This window comes from Limnohabitans sp. MMS-10A-178, from assembly GCF_003063375.1.
Classification (GTDB): Bacteria; Pseudomonadota; Gammaproteobacteria; order Burkholderiales; family Burkholderiaceae_C; genus Limnohabitans_A.
In genome coordinates this window covers 1,006,792-1,023,602 of record NZ_NERY01000001.1, presented here as the reverse complement: position 1 = coordinate 1,023,602, position 16,811 = coordinate 1,006,792, and the positions used below count along the sequence as shown (strand labels likewise).

Annotated in this window: 15 protein-coding genes; 10 read left to right on the top strand and 5 right to left on the bottom strand. The window is 49.7% G+C overall.

The annotated features are described in order from the left end of the window. The first annotated feature begins 2 nt into the window (after positions 1 to 2). The 5 genes from B9Z32_RS05115 (at position 3) to B9Z32_RS05095 (ending at position 5,053) form a co-directional block, all read left to right on the top strand. Entirely contained in the window at positions 3 to 575 is a 573-nt protein-coding gene (locus tag B9Z32_RS05115; RefSeq protein WP_108420225.1) for a MotA/TolQ/ExbB proton channel family protein, read from the top strand. A gap of 21 nt (positions 576 to 596) precedes the next feature. Next, entirely contained in the window at positions 597 to 1,487 is an 891-nt protein-coding gene (locus B9Z32_RS05110) for a TRAP transporter TatT component family protein (protein WP_108420224.1), read from the top strand. Between the two features lie 15 nt (positions 1,488 to 1,502). Further along, positions 1,503 to 2,528, top strand: coding sequence for a TRAP transporter substrate-binding protein DctP (dctP, locus tag B9Z32_RS05105; RefSeq protein ID WP_233248089.1), 1,026 nt, complete (start codon positions 1,503 to 1,505; stop codon positions 2,526 to 2,528). Continuing rightward, positions 2,525 to 4,381, top strand: coding sequence for a TRAP transporter large permease subunit (locus B9Z32_RS05100; RefSeq protein ID WP_108420223.1), 1,857 nt, complete (start codon positions 2,525 to 2,527; stop codon positions 4,379 to 4,381). The genes dctP and B9Z32_RS05100 overlap by 4 nt, the downstream gene beginning before the upstream one ends. Positions 4,382 to 4,504: 123 nt before the next feature. Beyond that, a complete protein-coding gene (locus B9Z32_RS05095) occupies positions 4,505 to 5,053 on the top strand; it encodes a BON domain-containing protein (protein ID WP_233248087.1) in 549 nt (182 codons plus the stop codon). A 21-nt stretch (positions 5,054 to 5,074) separates the two neighbouring features. On the opposite strand, the gene B9Z32_RS05090 is transcribed toward B9Z32_RS05095, so the two are convergent. The 3 genes from B9Z32_RS05090 to B9Z32_RS05080 are packed head-to-tail and all read right to left on the bottom strand — an operon-like array spanning position 5,075 to position 7,778. Next, positions 5,075 to 6,115: a glycosyltransferase family 1 protein gene (locus B9Z32_RS05090; RefSeq protein ID WP_108420221.1), complete on the bottom strand. Its 1,041-nt coding sequence runs from the start codon at positions 6,113 to 6,115 to the stop codon at positions 5,075 to 5,077. Next, positions 6,112 to 6,939 carry a UDP-2,3-diacylglucosamine diphosphatase gene (locus B9Z32_RS05085; protein WP_233248191.1) on the bottom strand — a complete coding sequence of 276 codons (828 nt, stop codon included), beginning with the start codon at positions 6,937 to 6,939 and terminating at the stop codon, positions 6,112 to 6,114. The genes B9Z32_RS05090 and B9Z32_RS05085 overlap by 4 nt, the downstream gene beginning before the upstream one ends. After that, positions 6,939 to 7,778, bottom strand: a complete 840-nt coding sequence (locus tag B9Z32_RS05080) for a GNAT family N-acetyltransferase (protein WP_108421011.1) — start codon at positions 7,776 to 7,778, stop codon at positions 6,939 to 6,941. The genes B9Z32_RS05085 and B9Z32_RS05080 overlap by 1 nt, the downstream gene beginning before the upstream one ends. 159 nt (positions 7,779 to 7,937) lie before the next feature. On the opposite strand from B9Z32_RS05080, the gene B9Z32_RS05075 reads away from it, so the two are divergent. From B9Z32_RS05075 to B9Z32_RS05060, 4 genes are all read left to right on the top strand, one after another. Then, a complete protein-coding gene (locus B9Z32_RS05075) occupies positions 7,938 to 8,525 on the top strand; it encodes an SET domain-containing protein (protein WP_108420219.1) in 588 nt (195 codons plus the stop codon). Between the two features lie 89 nt (positions 8,526 to 8,614). Continuing rightward, the gene (locus tag B9Z32_RS05070; RefSeq protein ID WP_146179452.1) at positions 8,615 to 9,130 is read left to right on the top strand and encodes a hypothetical protein; all 516 of its coding nucleotides are present in this window, start codon (positions 8,615 to 8,617) and stop codon (positions 9,128 to 9,130) included. After that, a complete protein-coding gene (locus B9Z32_RS05065; protein ID WP_233248086.1) occupies positions 9,127 to 9,942 on the top strand; it encodes a hypothetical protein in 816 nt (271 codons plus the stop codon). Before B9Z32_RS05070 ends, B9Z32_RS05065 begins: the two co-directional genes overlap by 4 nt. A 31-nt stretch (positions 9,943 to 9,973) precedes the next feature. Next, complete coding sequence (locus B9Z32_RS05060; protein WP_108420217.1) at positions 9,974 to 10,792, top strand: acyl-CoA thioesterase II; 819 nt, start codon at positions 9,974 to 9,976, stop codon at positions 10,790 to 10,792. Here B9Z32_RS05060 and fdhF read toward each other — a convergent pair. Further along, positions 10,777 to 13,635 carry a formate dehydrogenase subunit alpha gene (fdhF, locus tag B9Z32_RS05055; RefSeq protein WP_108420216.1) on the bottom strand — a complete coding sequence of 953 codons (2,859 nt, stop codon included), beginning with the start codon at positions 13,633 to 13,635 and terminating at the stop codon, positions 10,777 to 10,779. The two genes, B9Z32_RS05060 and fdhF, sit on opposite strands and share 16 nt — an antisense overlap. Further along, on the bottom strand, positions 13,636 to 15,366 hold the full coding sequence (locus B9Z32_RS05050) for an NADH-ubiquinone oxidoreductase-F iron-sulfur binding region domain-containing protein (RefSeq protein ID WP_108420215.1): 1,731 nt from the start codon (positions 15,364 to 15,366) through the stop codon (positions 13,636 to 13,638). Positions 15,367 to 15,499: 133 nt separating this feature from the next. Here B9Z32_RS05050 and B9Z32_RS05045 point away from each other — a divergent pair, with 133 nt between their 5' ends. Beyond that, positions 15,500 to 16,726 carry a DUF4010 domain-containing protein gene (locus tag B9Z32_RS05045; RefSeq protein WP_108420214.1) on the top strand — a complete coding sequence of 409 codons (1,227 nt, stop codon included), beginning with the start codon at positions 15,500 to 15,502 and terminating at the stop codon, positions 16,724 to 16,726. The last annotated feature ends 85 nt before the right edge of the window (positions 16,727 to 16,811 follow it).

Sequence of the window (16,811 nt, the reverse complement as noted above, 5' to 3'; positions counted from 1 at the left end):
GCATGATGATTTTTTTGCACGATGCGTCTTTGTATCTTCTTTATTTTGCGTTGGGATTGGCTGTTTTTTTGGCCATAGAACGCACTATTTTTTACACGCACGCTAATCGGCAAATTAAAAGTCTATTGCAAGCTCTCAACACCAAGTCTGCATTGCCTGAATTTAAATCAGGCGATGTAGGCGAGGTCGTTGCGCATGCTTTCGTCAATGGATTGCAACCATCTGCCAGTCAAAAGGTGGCAGACGATGTGGCAGAGCAGGCCTTCATTCGAGTTCAGCATCAATTGAATCAACACCTTTGGGTGTTGGATACCATTGTCACTGCTGCGCCCTTATTGGGTCTGCTTGGCACCATTTTGGGAATTTTCGACACCTTCACTGCACTGGCTAAATCTGGCATTTCAGATCCACAAGGCGTGAGTGCAGGCATCGGGACCGCTTTGCTTGCCACTGCCATTGGCATTGGCACAGCACTGATTTGCCTGATTGTGTACAACGCATTTTTAGCCAAGGTTGAACGACTTGGCGATGAAACCAAATTGGCATTGCTTCAAATGTCCTATCAAAACACTTGACGTGCAAGAGGTGCCAGTTTGATGAAACGATATTTGAGACTTTGTCTTTTTCTTCTGGCTGGCACTTTTTCAATCTTTTTCTTATCAGCATGTTCTGTACAGCAACATTTGCTGCGAAATGCAGGCGATGTACTGTCTAAAGAAACAAGTTCAGCAGACGACGATCTTGAGTTGCTCATGCACGCAAGTGCCTACCACTTAAAAATTTCTGAATCGCTGCTGGATGAAATTCCTGAACACGTCAAGCTAGCCGAATCTGTCACTCGCGGTTTTACACAATACGCTTTTGTTTTTCTCATGGACGAAGCAGATCGCGTTGAATCTGACAGCATTCAGAAAGCCACCCACTTAAGAACACGCGCTGCCAAGATGCTGATGCGGGCCAAAAACATTGGCTGGAGAACCCTTCGCTCCAAGTACCCAACACTGGAAGTGCAACTTCAGCGTGAATCAACTGGTAAAGTGCAAAAACTGGCCAGTGAACACGTTGGCCTTGCTTACTGGGTCATGACATCATGGGCAGGCGCTATTTCACTGTCCAAGGACTCGCCAGATTTGGTGGCCGACCTACCACAGGTCATCAGATTGGCTGAACTGGCATGGCAGTCCCAACCTCAGTTCGACAAAGGTGCTTTGGCCAGCATGATGGGGACGCTTGAATTGGCAAAACCCAATGGCAAACCTGAAGTTGCTGAAAAATATTTTGATCTCAGCATTCAATGGCGCTCAGATCAAATTTCACCCATGGTTTCCAAGGCCGAAAACTGGGCTGTTGCAACACGAAAAAAAGAAGCTTTTATATTGCTGCTGCAGCAGGCGATTGATGTTTCTGCAAAGCAAACTGATTTGACCAACACCGTCATGCGGCGCAGAGCCAAGTGGCTTTTAGACAACGTCGACAATCTTTTTTAATACATCACATTCACCATGAGTTCCATGATCAAAAGGCGCAAAGCCATCTCCTTGGCCCTCTCACTGACAGCACTCTCACCCTTGGCATCACTCGCTGCCGATCCACAATTGAAAATTGGCTCACTGGTTCCAAAAAATTCTCTTTATCACCGACAGTTGATGGAAATTGGTGAATCTTGGAAGAAAAGTCAGTCTGGGCCATCGCGCTTCAACGTATTCACAGACGGTAGCCAAGGTGGCGAAGCTGAAATGGTTCGCAGAATGCGAATTGGGCAGTTACAAGCAGCCTTGCTGTCTGTGGTGGGCCTGCGTGAAATTGAACCTTCGATTGCTGCGTTGCAAAATTTACCACTGGCATTTCGCTCCTGGGAAGAGTTGGACTATGTGCGCGAAAAAATGCGCCCCAACATGGAAAAGAAGTTTTTGGAGAAAGGCTATGTTGTTTTGGCCTGGGGAGATGCTGGATGGGTGCGCTTTTTTTCTAAACAAGCGGCTTTCAGCCCTGATGATTACAAGAAGATGAAGTTTTTTGCTTGGGGTGCCGAAGCAGAACAACAAGAAATCATGAAAAGTCTTGGCTACACACCAGTGCCATTGGAGCCAACAGACATCTTGCCATCTATTCAGACGGGCATGATCAACGTTGTCCCTTCTACGCCCTACTTTGCTTTGGCATCACAAATCTTTAACTCTGCTCAACACATGCTTGAGATCAATTGGGCGCCTATCGTCGGCGCCTTTGTGATCACTAAAAAATCTTGGGACGACATGACGCCAGAAATGCAACGTGCATTGAAAAGCTCATCCGACAAAGCTGGCGTGGTCATTCGGATGCAAGCACGCAAAGAAGTTGAAGAAGCCGTTGATGCCATGAAGAAGCGCGGACTTCAGGTCAACAAGCCCAATGCAGCGCAAATGAAGGAATGGCAGAACCTCAGCGAGTCGCTTTACCCGCGCATTCGCGGAAAAATGGTTCCTGCTGATACCTTTGATGAAGTCTTCATGCACTTGAAGACTTTCCGAAGTCAAAAAACACCATGATGCAATTTTTGGATCGTGCCATGGCTAGGCTAAGGGCTTGGGATTCAAGCATTGCCGCAGCGGCTTTGTTGGGCATGGTGTTGATTCCATTCATAGAAGTGCTATTGCGCCCTATTCAAGGCAGCGGTATTGAAAATGCGCCTGTCGTGGTTCAACACTTAGGATTGCTTTTCTCGTTGGCAGGTGCTGTGTACGCTGAACGAACGGGACATCTGACAAGTTTGGGATCTCTTTGGAAAGAATTTCACAGCCCCCTTTCGAAAAAAATAGCGCGCGCATTTGTCTTTTTATCTTCAAGCCTTTTGTGTGGTGTTCTAGCGCTGGGCAGCCATGATTTGGTGATGTCAGAAATTGAATCTGGTCAAGTCATTGCTTATGGCGTGCCCACCTGGGTGTTTTTATGTGCTCTTCCCCTAGGGTTTTGCACACTTGCCATTCAATTGGGCCAAAAGTGGCATGACCATTGGTTGATTCAATGGGCGGGCATGCTGGCTGTTTGGTTCATGGTGGTACCGGTTAATGCGTGGCTGATAGACGCCACCATCTCTAGCACTTTGGCCAGTTTTTTCTTGCTTTGCTTGTTGATTTTGGGAGGACCGGTTTTCTTGGTACTGGCCGGACTATCCTGGATTTTGTTTTCCTCAGAAAACATTCCATTGGCCTCATTGTCTCTTTCGCACTACCAAATAACGGTCAATCCGTCGCTTCCCGCACTGCCCCTTTTCACGCTGGCTGGATTGATTTTTGCCAACACACAGGCCGCCCAAAGACTAAGCCAATTGTTCACTGCATTTTTTGGTTCAGGGCAACGCGGCAGTATCTTTGCTGTTGCTTGTTTGTGCAGCTGCTTTACCGCGCTAACAGGGGGTAGTGGCGTCACCATCCTTGCCCTTGGCGGATTGATGCTTCCTTTGCTTTTGAAAGTAGGCTATCCGGAATCTAAATCAATTGGTTTGATTACCAGCGCCAGTTCTTTGGGTGTTCTGTTGGCACCTTCAGTGCCTCTCATCATGTATGCCATCATGGCCCGCGTTCCAATCAATACCATGTTTGTCGCAGGATTGGTTCCTGCAGTTTTGATGATTGTGTGCTTGGTGGTCTTTGGTGGATTTTTGCGAGGCACAGGCCGATCAATAGTTTCACAGAGAATATTTAACAACTTCCCTTCTCAGACATTTGAAGCCATCCCTTTGAAGCAAGCTCTTTGGAACGCCAAATGGGAGTTGCTTGCACCCTTGGTTGCGGTTGGCTCTCTCATATCAGGGCTGGCCACGCCCACCGAAGGCGCTGCCATGACTGTCGTTTATGCGCTTGTGACGCAGTGGGGCGTACACCGTGAATTGAGTTCGCAAACGTTCATCCATTGTTTGGTTCAGTCAGCCCAAATCATTGGCGGCATTCTGCTTATTATGGGCATGGCACTTGGATTAACCAACTACTTGATTGATGTTGGCGTGCCAGACATGGCATCCGAATGGGTGCAAGGCATTACCCAAAACAAATACGTTTTTTTATTGGCATTGAACATCTTTTTGTTTTTTGCGGGCGCACTGATGGAAATTTATGCAGCCATCATCGTCTTGGTACCCCTGCTGCTTCCTTTGGCCATGAGTTATGGCATTGACCCAATTCACTTTGGCATTATTTTTCTTGCAAATCTAGAAATGGGATTTCTGTGTCCTCCTGCTGGCATGAATATCTATTTTGCAAGTGCCGTTTTCAAGAAAAGTTTGAAGGAAGTCATGCAATCGGTATTGCCTGCTCTTCTGGCAATTTTCATAGGTACCGTTATTATTTCTTGGTTCCCAATTTGGGTGATGGCCTTGCCTGATTTGGTATTTCCTAAAATTTAAAACAGTCACAGCTTATACGTCATGAAAAAATATGCCTCAACATTGATCAACATTTTTTGTTCGACAAGATTTGTCTGCGTATTTTGCCTACTGGCATCGTTTCAACTTTCTGCATGTGCACCCATGGTACTTGGTGGCGTTGCATTGGCTGGCAAAGCCGTTATAGACAGAAGGACAGCCGGCATCCAAATAGAGGATGAGGCCATTGAGCTTCGATCTGCATCTGGTTTGAGAAATATCTTGTCTAAAAATACCAATGTCCGCGTGCACAGTTACAACAGAATGGTACTTTTAACAGGCGAAGTCGGCAATGAATCGGAAAAAGCATTGGTCGAGCGCTTCGTAAAAAGTCAAGACAATGTTAAATCGGTGGTCAATGACCTATCTATTGGTCCCGTAAGTTCATTGACACAACGCGCAAAAGACAGCGTGATCAATGGGCAGATCAGGAGTCTATTGATTCAAGCCAAGGACGTCCACTCGTCAGCTGTTTACATCGTGGTGGAGCGTGGCATCGTTTATTTGATGGGTCGTCTGACCGAACAAGAAGCCAAGCGCGTCACAGATTTGGTAAGCACCAGCCAGGTTTCTGGTTTAGAGAAAGTGGTTAGAGTTTTCGAGTTGCTGTCGGAAGAAGATTTGCGGCGATTGTCGGCGCCTGCAAAGCGTTAAACTGAATCTGATAGGCCGCAATTACCAAGCATTTGTTTTTGCTGCCACCAAATTCTCAATGAATGAGGTACTGGATTTTTCCCAACTAAACTCCATTGCGCGTTCTCTTGCCAAGTTTCTGGGAATTTTCAAAGCCGATTGGGTTGCTATGGCCAAATCATCGCACAGTACGCCCCCTTTGATCACCCCTGTCTGGTGATTTAAAAGAACCTCTTGTGGCCCATCTACAGGGAAAGCTGCAACAGGTGTGCCGCATGCCATAGCTTCGAGCATGACCAAACCGAAAGTTTCATGACGGCTTGGAAAGACAAAGACATCCGCTGTGCTATAAACCTGCGCAAGTTCTGGCCGTGGCAACAAACCTAACCATGTGATGCCTGCGTATCTCTTTTTTAAATCTGCCTCTAATGGGCCCACGCCACAAACAACTTTTGTCCCTTCAAAGGGCATCTTCAAAAATGTTTCAATGTTCTTCTCATAGGAAACACGACCTACAAAAATAGCCAAAGGGCGCTTTAAGTGCGCCAATGGCAGGTAATCTGCAGGCTCATGCGAATAGTCAAATAAGTTGACATCTACGCCATGTGTCCATGGCTTTAAATTCTTAAACCCCTGCTTGGATAACAAATTGAGAACGCCAATGGTTGGCACCATCACACCCGCCGAGTGACGGTGGAAATGCTTGAAAATGGCATAACCTACCCACAAAGGCAATTTCAAAGCAGCTTTCAAAATTTCTGGGAAGCGCGTGTGGTAGGCCGTTGTATAGCACCACTTGTTTTTGTGGCAAATACTTCTGGCTGCCCACCCTAGGGGTCCTTCGGTTGCCAAATGAATGGCATCAAACTCTATTGACTTCAATATTTTTTGAAGTTGGTTCTTGGGTTTAACGGCCAAATCAATGCCTGCATAGCCTGGGCATGGTTTGGTTTGAAACATGCCAGGGTGAATCACCTCTACGGAATGTCCAGCCAAGCTGAGTTCTTTTACCAATTCCACCAGTGTGGTGACCACGCCATTGACTTGCGGTTGCCAGGCATCTGTCACCAGGACAAGTTTCATGCATTCACCAGTGCAGTCGTTTTAATGGCAATTTTCGTTTCTGAGTAAGGATCAAATGTCAATATTTCCAAACGACCATCGTGGTGCTCTACCAAGGTGCTCAAGCTTTCCACCCAGTCGCCATCGTTGCAATAGAGAACACCATCGATATTCCGAATTTCGGCGTGGTGAATGTGCCCGCAAACCACTCCGTCGTAACCCAATTTTTTTGCCTCTCGTGCAACGGCCACTTCAAAATCAGAGATGAAGTTAACGGCTTTTTTGACCTTGAGCTTCAAGTAGGCTGACAGTGACCAATAGGGTAAGCCTAGTCGGCCGCGCATGTAATTTAAGTGACGGTTGGCCTTGAGTGCCCACTCATACAAGGTGTCGCCCACATAGGCAAGCCATTTGGCAAATTGAATCACACCGTCAAAATAGTCGCCGTGGATGACCCACAGTTTTTTGCCATCTGCCGTCAAATGCACCGCATGCTCGACCACTTCAACACCACCAAATGAATGGTCTAAAAATTCACGCGCAAATTCATCGTGATTTCCAGGCACATAAACAACACGGCAACCTTTGCGAGCTTTTCTAAGAATTTTCTGAACCACATCGTTGTGCGCTTGGGGCCAGAACCATTTTCGCCTTAGCTGCCAACCATCAATAATGTCCCCAACCAAATACAAGGTATCGCAAGAGTGTGTTCTTAAAAACTCTAACAAGGCTTCTGCTTGGCAGCCAGGCGTTCCAAGATGCAAATCAGAAATAAAGATGGCGCGGTAGTGTCGCACTGTTTGGCTCTCGCCAGGCATAAATTCCTGAGCATCTTTGAACATCATCATGCCCCCACAAAATGCTTGCGATAACGTAGGGGCAAATCTTTGACTTGCATCAACATGGGCAAATCCGCTGTATTGAAATCTGGATCCCATGCTGGTGCGCCAAGAATTTTGGCACCGAGCCGCAAGTAGCCCTTAATGAGCGCTGGCGGCTCTACCGGTATGTCTGAATCTAATTCTTCAATGGGCAAGGGTAAGCGGGGGCGAGCGTGAAATTCAATCGATGCCAAGTTGGTTTTCGACAATTGTCTCCAAATGCTGGCCGCGGCATCTCCACTCACAATGCCGTTGTGCAACATGGGAATGCTTGCACAACCAATCATGGTGTCCAATTGATTGCGTGACATGAACTCAAACAGAGCGCCCCACAGCGCCAAAATCACGCCACCGTGTCGGTGGTCGGCATGCACACAGCTTCTGCCTAATTCAACCATGCGTTCTCTCATAAAACGCAAGCGAGTGAGATCAAATTCAGTATCTGTGTAGGTACCGCCTGCGCGTTTGGCTTGCGCAGGTGTCAAAACTCGGTAAGTTCCGATCACTGTGCGAGTGTCGCCGTCGCGAACCAGGAGGTGCTCACAATAATCGTCAAACAAGTCGATGTCGTGACCCGCCAATGTATCTGGCAAGCGGGCACCCATTTCGTTTGCAAAGACTTCATAACGAAGTCGTTGGGCTTCCCTTACTTCATCTTGATGCTGAGCCCAGCTAACTTCGATGGGAGATTTCGAAACTTTTGCGCAGCTGGCAACACCTTGATCTTGAGGGCTTTGATGAAGTGACCCCCGTGGCAAAGCAATCTGTGAAATGGGAAAAGTGGGGTTTGGCAATTCTTTCATCATGTGCTCCAAGTTGTATTAACTTGGAAGTTGATGATGTCGCCGTGGCGTTTCAAATAAATTTCATTGTTGTGAAATATTTGTGACAATCGACTGTGAATTTCTTCGCGAGCAATTGCCATCGGACGTGTTTCACAGAATTTCTGGCAACATCATTCCATGAAAAAATCAAGCTCATCGACTGATTCACCGAAGTCTTCCACAAGAAGAATTCAAGTTCGCAAATCTGGCGTTCATGGCAAAGGCGTGTTTGCACTGCAAGACATTGCAAAAGGAGATACCGTCATTGAGTACGTTGGCGAAATTATCTCTGCCCAAGAAGCCGAAGACCGGCATCCGCATGACCCCAAAGATCCGAATCACACTTTTTACTTTCAAATTGATGAAGACCGCGTGATTGACGCACTGCATGGTGGCAATTCAGCACGTTGGATCAATCATTGTTGCTCGCCCAATTGCAAGCCTGAGGTGATCGATGGTCGGGTCTTTATCAAAGCCAAGAAAAATATTCCTGCAGGTGCAGAACTCAATTATGACTATGGCCTCATCATTGACGAACCCATCACAAAGGCCTTGATTGCTCAATACCCATGCTGGTGCGGTAGCCCCAAATGCCGTCAAACACTGCTAGCTCAAAAACCAGCGTCGAGAAAAAAACAGAGTAAGAAGAACAAAGAAAAAGCAGATGAAATCCGCAAGACCATCAAAAAGCTGCGGTCTAAATTAAAGCGATTGACTGCAGACTGACCCAGAAAAGCGATCTATTTAAAGCCGATTCATGAATAGAATTGGCACATTCGGTGTTGCAATGGTGCGGCCAAGTTCCCTCGAATGTCATGTCAATTTACTGGGTCATCGCTTATTTCTTGGTGCTCGCCCTCACCTTGATCTACAAAACCCCCGTTGTTCGGGGCCCTTGGCTTTTCTTACTCCGCTCTTTTTTCCCCAACTGGAAGTTCTTTCACACGGTGGGGTATGTGCCTCATCTGTATGCGCGCGCCTCCCAGCTCAGCGCAAGCGGAGAACACACATGGGCCGAATGGGAGCATCTTTACCCGCGTACCTCGCCAAGTTTTTGGCATCTTTTTCACAACCCCAATACCAACTTGGGTTTGGCGCAGCAAAATTTAATTGACCACTTCTGGGCCGATTTGAACGATGCGCCAGATGGCTCCGATCCTCGCAGTTTGGTCACCTACCAAATGGTGGCGCATTTTGTGCAAGGCGTTTTGAAAGACAAATATCCGGCGCATTCGCACAGTCAATTTGAGTTGCGCATGCTGCTAGACAACACCACAGAAACTGTTCACACCCACGTCATGATGACTTCGCCCATAGAGGTACTGTCGTGACACCCGACTGGACAACCCCGTTTGTTCTAAGCACACCCTGGGCCATTCGTGCCATCGAGTGGCTATTTGCTTTGTCTGCCGGCATTCAGACCTTGGAGTATTGGCGCATGCAATCTGCCATGCAGGGCAAGGGGCTCTGGGTTTGGTCGATTCAGCGGCAAGATATTCCCACGGCTTGGATACGTGGAGTCTTAGACAAGCTGTTCACTCCAAGCATGTTCAGAGTATTGCTGCTTACCAGGCTCCTGGCATTGATGAGCTTGCTTGTGCAGGGTGGCCATTTATTCAACATTGGCTTTTTGTTCGTGAGCAATTTGCTTGTGCTCATTCGATGGCGGGGCGCCTTCAATGGTGGCAGCGATTTCATGACCTTGGTGGTGATTACCGGACTCCTCATAGCCCAAGTGGCAAGTTGCTTCACAGATACTGAAATGGCCTGGCGCGCTGGCTTTTGGTACATCACCATTCAGTCCATGACGTCTTATTTCTTGTCAGGCTCAGTCAAATTGCTGCAAGGGGAATGGCGCAACGGCAGTGCCATGACCATCTTTTTAAATGCAGCCATTCATGGCCCTCTCCCTTCAGGGCATTGGCTGCGTAAGCCTTGGCTGGCCACCCTAGGATCTTGGGCGTTTATAGTGTGGGAGTGCGCAGCGCCGCTTGCTTTGCTCGATGCCCGTTTGGCCTTGATTTTTTGCACGATTGCCGCGGTGTTTCATTTTTTGGTTTTTTGGTTTTTTGGTTTGAACCGTTTTTTCTGGGCTTGGGTGGCCACCTTCCCCGCCATCGTTTGGTGCTCCGGTCAAATTTAACAAGGCCATTCCTTTTTACAAGCTTGACACAATGACAAACAATTCACACCCACTCGATTTGGCCGTGCACTTAGAGCCAGTCAGTGAGAATCTTTGGCAAGGCCACACACAGCCAGCCTATGGCAACATGGTGGGGCCCTTTGGCGGTATTACTGCGGCTGTGCTGTTGAATGCAGTGTTGAAGCATGCCCAGCGTTTGGGCGATCCCGTATCTCTCACCGTGAATTTTGCAGGCCCCATTGAAGATGGCCCATTCACCATTGCAGCCCAGCCTACTCGAACCAATCGCTCCACACAGCATTGGTCTATCACGCTGTTTCAGCATGATGGTCAAATAGCCACCACGGCCAGCGCAGTGTTTGCCGTTCGCCGTGAAACTTGGCAATCAACAGAATTGAGTTTTCCCGACAAAAAACCAGCCTTGACATTGGCCAGAGCGGACACATCCAAAGCCCCCGAATGGACTCGGCGTTATGACATGCGCCCTATCAAAGGTCTCATGATTGATGGTCAACAGCCTGAACACGAACCCGATGCAGTTACAGAGTTTTGGATACAAGATGACCCACCCCGGCCACTCGATTTTTTATCACTCACCGCCATCTGTGACTCATTTGTGCCCCGAATTTTTGTGCGAAAAATGGGCAGGTACCCTGCCGGTACCATTTCACTCACCACGTATTTCCATGCAGACACCGCCTTGCTCAGCAGCCAAGGCAGCCAACACGTTTTGGGGCTGGCACGCGCAACCCGATTTGGTTTGGGCTACCACGACCAGTCGGCCGAAATATGGAGCGACCAGCAACAGCTGCTGGCCACCAGCCATCAAGTGGTTTATTTCAAGGCTTGAAAAAATCCAAGCGAAGCGGCCAATTGACCGCCCGCCTCGACCGAAATAGCGCAATATTTGAATTCCGGTATTTTTCCAAATGGATCGAGTGCGGCATTGGTCAATAAGTTGGCTGCAGCTTCGTAATACGCAAAAGGCAGGAACACTGCACCCTGAGGTGTGCCATCATCTCGTCTCACCACCAAACACACTTCACCTCGACGCGATCTGAGGGTAACAACATCCCCCGCGCTAATACCCAAGGCCAATAAATCGGCACCGCACATCGATGCTGTGGCTTCTGGCTCGATGGCATCTAGCACGGTGGCTCGGCGCGTCATGCTGCCCGTATGCCAATGCTCAAGCTGCCGACCTGTGATGAGTACAAATGGGAACTGAGCATCCGGCCGTTCATTGGCTGGAATGATGTCTGCAGGAACCAAATTGACGCGGCCATCAGCGGTGGCAAATTGTTCCTTGAACACCGTTGGCTCACCAGGATCCTCATCTGTGAGGCAGGGGTAAGTGACACTAGACTCGCGCACCAAACGCTCCCATGAGATACCGCTAATCACTTCGTGCATGGCTTGGCGCATTTCTTCGTAAACCGCAGGCACCCCGTGGTGCTCGCCTGCATACTGCCAATTCAAACCCATGCCTTTGGCTATTTGCTGAATGATCCACAAGTCGGCTTTGGCCTGTCCGGGTGCTTGAACGGCCTGCCGTCCCATTTGCACCATGCGGTCGGTGTTGGTCACCGTGCCTGTTTTTTCTGGCCATGCTGTTGCAGGCAAAACCACATCGGCCAACCACGCCGTTTCTGTCATGAAAATATCTTGCACCACCAAGTGCTCCAGTGAAGCCAGTGCATGGCGCGCATGGTTCAAATCGGGATCGCTCATGGCGGGGTTCTCACCCATGATGTACATGCCGCGAACTTTGTGCGGATCGGTATCCTCGGCCAAAGCCTTGTGCATGATTTCAACCACGGTGTAGCCGGGCTGCTTGTCGAGGGGTGTGTTCCAAAACTTTTCAAACCAATCATGCGCATCAGGGTTGCTAACGGGTTGATAGTTGGGGTACATCATGGGAATGAGACCCGCATCGCTGGCACCCTGCACATTGTTTTGACCGCGCAGTGGATGCAAGCCAGAACCAGGCTTGCCAATTTGCCCAGTCACAGTGACCAAGGCAATGAGGCAACGCGCATTGTCGGTGCCATGCACGTGCTGGCTGATGCCCATGCCCCAAAGAACCATGGCCGATTTGCTGGTGGCAAATTCGCGGGCGACTTCCCTGAGAGTTTCGGCAGGAATGCCGCAAATGGGGGCCATGACTTCGGGGCTGTAGCCTTGAATGTTTTGCTTCAGCGCTTCGTAGTTGTTGGCGCGGGTTTGTATAAATTCTTGATTGGCCAAGCCCTCTTCTATCACGGTGTAAATCAGTGCATTGAGCATGGCCACATCGGTATCGGGCTTGAATTGCAGCGTGCGCCAAGCATGCTTGCCAATGTCTGTGATGCGCGGATCGGCCAACACAATTTTGGCACCGCGTTTGGCCGCATTTTTCATCCAAGTAGCCGCCACGGGGTGGTTGGCCGTGGGGTTGGAGCCGATGATAAAAATCAGCCCAGCGTGTTCGACGTCATTCACCTGATTGCTCACGGCCGCCGAGCCCACACCCTCTAACAGCGCAGACACACTGGAGGCATGGCACAAGCGAGTGCAATGGTCGACGTTATTGGAACCAAATCCGGTGCGAACCAACTTTTGAAACAGGTAGGCTTCTTCGTTACTGCCCTTGGCTGAGCCAAAGCCGGCCAAAGATTTAGGGCCATGGGTGTCACGCAGCTGCTTTAGCTTGCCTGCGCCTAGGGCCAATGCCTCTTCCCAAGTGGCTTCTCTGAACACAGAAGACCAATCTGCTGCATTGCGATTCAATGCGCCAATCAAGGCCGGATCTTTGGCCATGCCTGCTTTGCGAATCAGCGGCACCGTTAGGCGTTGAGGGTGTTGAATGTAGTCAAAGCCAAAGCGGCCTTTGACACACAAACGATTGTGGTTGGCTGGACCATCGCGCCCTTCTACGCTCACTATTTTGTTGTCTTTCACGTTGTAGGTGAGCAGACAACCCACACCACAAAATGGACACACAGAATCGACTTTTTGGTCTACCACTTGCGAGCCAATTTGCGTCTTGGGCATCAGCGCGCCAGTTGGGCATGCCTGCACGCATTCGCCGCAGGCCACACAACTGCTGCTGCCCATGCTGTCTTCAATGTCAAACACAATTTGGCTGTTTGCACCACGGTGCGCGTAACCAATCACATCGTTCACTTGCTCTTCGCGGCAAGCCCGAACACATCGGTTGCACTGAATACACGCATCGAGGTTGACTGCCATGGCCGGGTGCGACACATCACACGCAGGCTGCTCTCGACTCAAACTCTTTAGTTCTGGGCGAACGGCTACATTCAATTTGTGAGCCCAGTCACTCAGTTCGCCATGCTGCCCCTGCTCTGTCCATTTGTAGCCATTGTCTGGCATGTCAGACAACAGCAACTCAAGCACCATCTCTTGACTTTTCTGAGCACGCAAACTTTGGCTAGAAACCTCCAGCCCGGGTGACACATTGCGACAGCAACTTGGTGCTAGGGTTCTCTCGCCTTTGATTTCCACCACACACGCACGGCAGTTGCCATCTGCGCGCATACCTTCTTTGTAGCAAAGGTGGGGAATGTCAACGCCATTGCGCTTGGCCGCATTGAGGATGGACTCACCTTCAAAGCCCAACACAGTTTGGTGGTTGAGCTTGAACTCAATTTTTGGGGGTGCCATTAATTTTGGCGACAAAGGTGCATTCATTCAAATCACCTCTTGTGAAAAATACTTTTGAACACAACGCACTGGGTTAGGCGCTGCTTGACCAAGGCCGCAAATAGAAGCATCAGTCATCACTTGGTTCAAGTCTTCTAAGGTGCTAAGGTCCCATACTGGTGCTTGCATCAACTGCACTGCTTTGGCCGTTCCCACACGACACGGTGTGCACTGCCCGCAGCTTTCGTGCTCAAAAAACTTCATTATGTTGAGTGCGGCATGGCGCGCTGAATCTTGATGACCCAACACAATCACAGCAGCCGATCCAATGAAACAGCCATAGGGTTGAAGAGTGTCGAAGTCGAGCGGAATGTGTGCGAGAGATGCCGGCAAAATACCGCCTGACGCGCCGCCGGGCAAGTAAGCATAAAAGGTGTGGCCGTCTTGCATGCCGCCACAATATTCTTCAATGAGCTCGGCCGCAGTAATGCCTGCAGGTGCCAATTTAACGCCTGGTTTTTTCACGCGACCACTCACGCTAAAACTTCGCAAACCCTGCCGATTGTGGCGACCAAAGCCAGAGAACCATTGGGGTCCCTTTGTCACAATATCTCGCACCCAATAAAGCGTTTCAAAGTTATGTTCAAGCGTGGGCCTGCCAAACAAACCCACTTGCGCAATGTAAGGCGGTCGCATGCGCGGTTCACCCCGCTTGCCCTCGATGCTTTCAATCATGGCCGATTCTTCACCACAAATATAAGCACCTGCGCCGCGGCGCAGTTCAATAAGCGGCAAGCCCACCGGCGGATTGGCCTGGAGCTTTTCAAGTTCACGGCTCAAAACTTGACGGCAGCCATGGTATTCATCGCGCAGGTAGATGTAGATGGCCTCAATGCCCACCACATGGGCCGCCACCAGCATGCCTTCTAAAAAGCGGTGAGGGTCGCGCTCCAAATATGTTCTGTCTTTGAAGGTACCGGGCTCGCCTTCGTCAATGTTGACAGCCATGAGCCTAGGCGCAGCTTGTTCACGCACAATGCGCCATTTGCGGCCAGCTGGAAATCCAGCGCCACCCAAGCCTCGCAAACCAGAATCTTCCATGGCTTTGAGAACAGCTTCAGCGTCGAGCTTGCCTTCAACTACGCCCCTCAAGAGGGCATAACCGCCATCGGCCACATAGGCCGCCAAGTCGATGTAGTCGGGCGCCACAGGTTGAATGCTTTGCGACTGCACAGCTTGCATGACTTTTTCTGAAGTGGCATGCCCAATTTCATGCTGGTGAACCACCGCCACAGGCGCTTGTTCACATCGACCCACGCATGGCGCGGAAACCACTTTGATGTTGCCGGTACCCAGCGATGCTTTGAGCTGCCCTAGCAGTGTCAAAGCGCCAGCCATGTCACAACTGAGGCCATCGCATACACGCAAAGTGAAAACAGGCGCCTCTTCACCGTCACGAATAATTTCAAAGTGGTGATAGAAAGTGGCCACCTCATAAACTTCAGCCATCGACATGTTCATGATTTTGGCCAATGCCACCAAGTGGCGCTCGTGCAAGCCTCTGAAGTTGTCGTTGATTTTGTGAAGATGTTCTATGAGCAAATCGGGGCGTTGTTGCAAGACTTTGTCTTCCATTGGCAACAAGGCACTTACTTCAAGCAGTGAAACATCATCTGCTTGCCGCCCTTTGAGTTGGCTCTTTTGACGGATTTTCAAGCTCATGTCTTCGACACTGGCAAAAGCGACCACAGAAGTTGAATGAGATTTTTGATTGGACATGCGGGTGAGATTTTAGGGTGTCTTTCGGATTTTTATGATTAGAGGCCACCACCAAGACCTTTTTGCGAGGTATTGGCAGCTACCACATTGCTATGGATGGTTACACCTTCAGCTAAAGGCATAAGATGAGGGCATGAACCTCAACCCATCGACTCTGGGCATCTTCACCGCACTTTGCATTGGTTTTTTGATCGGCATCGTGCGAGAAAGACTGCATCAGCATGGCACCTTGATGGCCGGGGTTCGCACTCATACGCTGGCAGCCCTCATTGGCGCTGTGGCCATCAGTTTTGGCACCCCCATTTTCTTGGCTGCACTTGTTTTCATTGGTGTGCTAATTGCCATTGGTTATGCCAAATCCTATCGCAACGACCCCGGCATGACCGGCGAAGTCTCGCTTGGCCTCACTGTATTGCTGGGTGGCCTGGCAGTATCGGCCAGCGATTTGGCGGCAGCCATGGGCGTGGCGGTGGCTGGCTTGCTGTTTTTGAAAAAACCACTTCGCAAATTCAGCCAGGAATTGCTGAGTGAAAAGGAACTCGAAGACGCATTGGTTTTGTTTGCAGCTGCCTTGATTATTCTGCCCATCATGCCGCAAGATGCCATTGACCCTTGGGGCACATTCAAGCCCTTTGACGTTTGGAAAATTGTGGTCGTGATCATGTCGGCAGGCATGCTGGGTCACTTGGCAGTTCGCGTCACTGGCATCAAGTGGGGCTTGCCCATTGCCAGTTTTTTCTCCGGCTTTGTTTCATCCACGGAGGTCATCATGGACCTAGGCCGACGTGCGAAAGAAGTGCCAGTCATGCTGCCCATTGCTTGCGCTTCTTCTCTCTTGTCCACCCTGGCTTCCTTGGTGTTGTTTTCAGTGGTGTTGGCCACCAGCTCCATGCCACTTTTCATGGCTGTGGCTTGGCCTTTGGGTTTGGGCGGATTGGCGCTTTTCTTGACATCCATCGCTTGGCTCAAGCGCGATGAATCTGCAGCACTTTTTACCTTACCAGCTACCGAAGGTGCGTTTCAAATCAAGCATGTGGCCATCATTGCCGCCAGCATCAGCGGCGTGAGCTTGCTTGCTACTTGGATGGGTTTGTGGTTTGGCCAACCCGGCACTTTTGTGTCTGCCATTTTGGTTGGCTTTGCAGAAATTCATTCTGCAGCCGTGGCCATCGCAACGCTCAATGGCGCACAAGATCCTGCGTCAGCGCTTGCAAAATGGGGGGTGATTGGCATCTTGGCTGCCAGTGTGGTGGCCAAGTCTGTGCTGAGCCTCATTAGCGGCGGTAAAGCTTACGCCGCCAGAATAGGGCTGTCTTTGACAATGTTCATCACAGCATCTGTGCTGGGCATGCTGCTTTGAAAGCCATTATTAAGGCCATTAGTAAGGCCATTAGTAAGGCCATAATTAAGGCCGTTTTGAAGGCCAATAGATGGCCTGTTGCCAT

Excerpts from the sequence above, each read along its gene's own strand:
- B9Z32_RS05115 (WP_108420225.1), top strand. The coding sequence starts at position 3 with ATGATGATTTTTTTGCACGATGCGTCTTTGTATCTTCTTTATTTTGCG.
- B9Z32_RS05110 (WP_108420224.1), top strand. The coding sequence starts at position 597 with ATGAAACGATATTTGAGACTTTGTCTTTTTCTTCTGGCTGGCACTTTT.
- dctP (WP_233248089.1), top strand. The coding sequence starts at position 1,503 with ATGAGTTCCATGATCAAAAGGCGCAAAGCCATCTCCTTGGCCCTCTCA.
- B9Z32_RS05100 (WP_108420223.1), top strand. The coding sequence starts at position 2,525 with ATGATGCAATTTTTGGATCGTGCCATGGCTAGGCTAAGGGCTTGGGAT.
- B9Z32_RS05095 (WP_233248087.1), top strand. The coding sequence starts at position 4,505 with ATGGTACTTGGTGGCGTTGCATTGGCTGGCAAAGCCGTTATAGACAGA.
- B9Z32_RS05090 (WP_108420221.1), bottom strand. The coding sequence starts at position 6,115 with ATGAAACTTGTCCTGGTGACAGATGCCTGGCAACCGCAAGTCAATGGC.
- B9Z32_RS05085 (WP_233248191.1), bottom strand. The coding sequence starts at position 6,939 with ATGATGTTCAAAGATGCTCAGGAATTTATGCCTGGCGAGAGCCAAACA.
- B9Z32_RS05080 (WP_108421011.1), bottom strand. The coding sequence starts at position 7,778 with ATGAAAGAATTGCCAAACCCCACTTTTCCCATTTCACAGATTGCTTTG.
- B9Z32_RS05075 (WP_108420219.1), top strand. The coding sequence starts at position 7,938 with ATGAAAAAATCAAGCTCATCGACTGATTCACCGAAGTCTTCCACAAGA.
- B9Z32_RS05070 (WP_146179452.1), top strand. The coding sequence starts at position 8,615 with ATGTCAATTTACTGGGTCATCGCTTATTTCTTGGTGCTCGCCCTCACC.
- B9Z32_RS05060 (WP_108420217.1), top strand. The coding sequence starts at position 9,974 with ATGACAAACAATTCACACCCACTCGATTTGGCCGTGCACTTAGAGCCA.
- fdhF (WP_108420216.1), bottom strand. The coding sequence starts at position 13,635 with ATGAATGCACCTTTGTCGCCAAAATTAATGGCACCCCCAAAAATTGAG.
- B9Z32_RS05050 (WP_108420215.1), bottom strand. The coding sequence starts at position 15,366 with ATGTCCAATCAAAAATCTCATTCAACTTCTGTGGTCGCTTTTGCCAGT.
- B9Z32_RS05045 (WP_108420214.1), top strand. The coding sequence starts at position 15,500 with ATGAACCTCAACCCATCGACTCTGGGCATCTTCACCGCACTTTGCATT.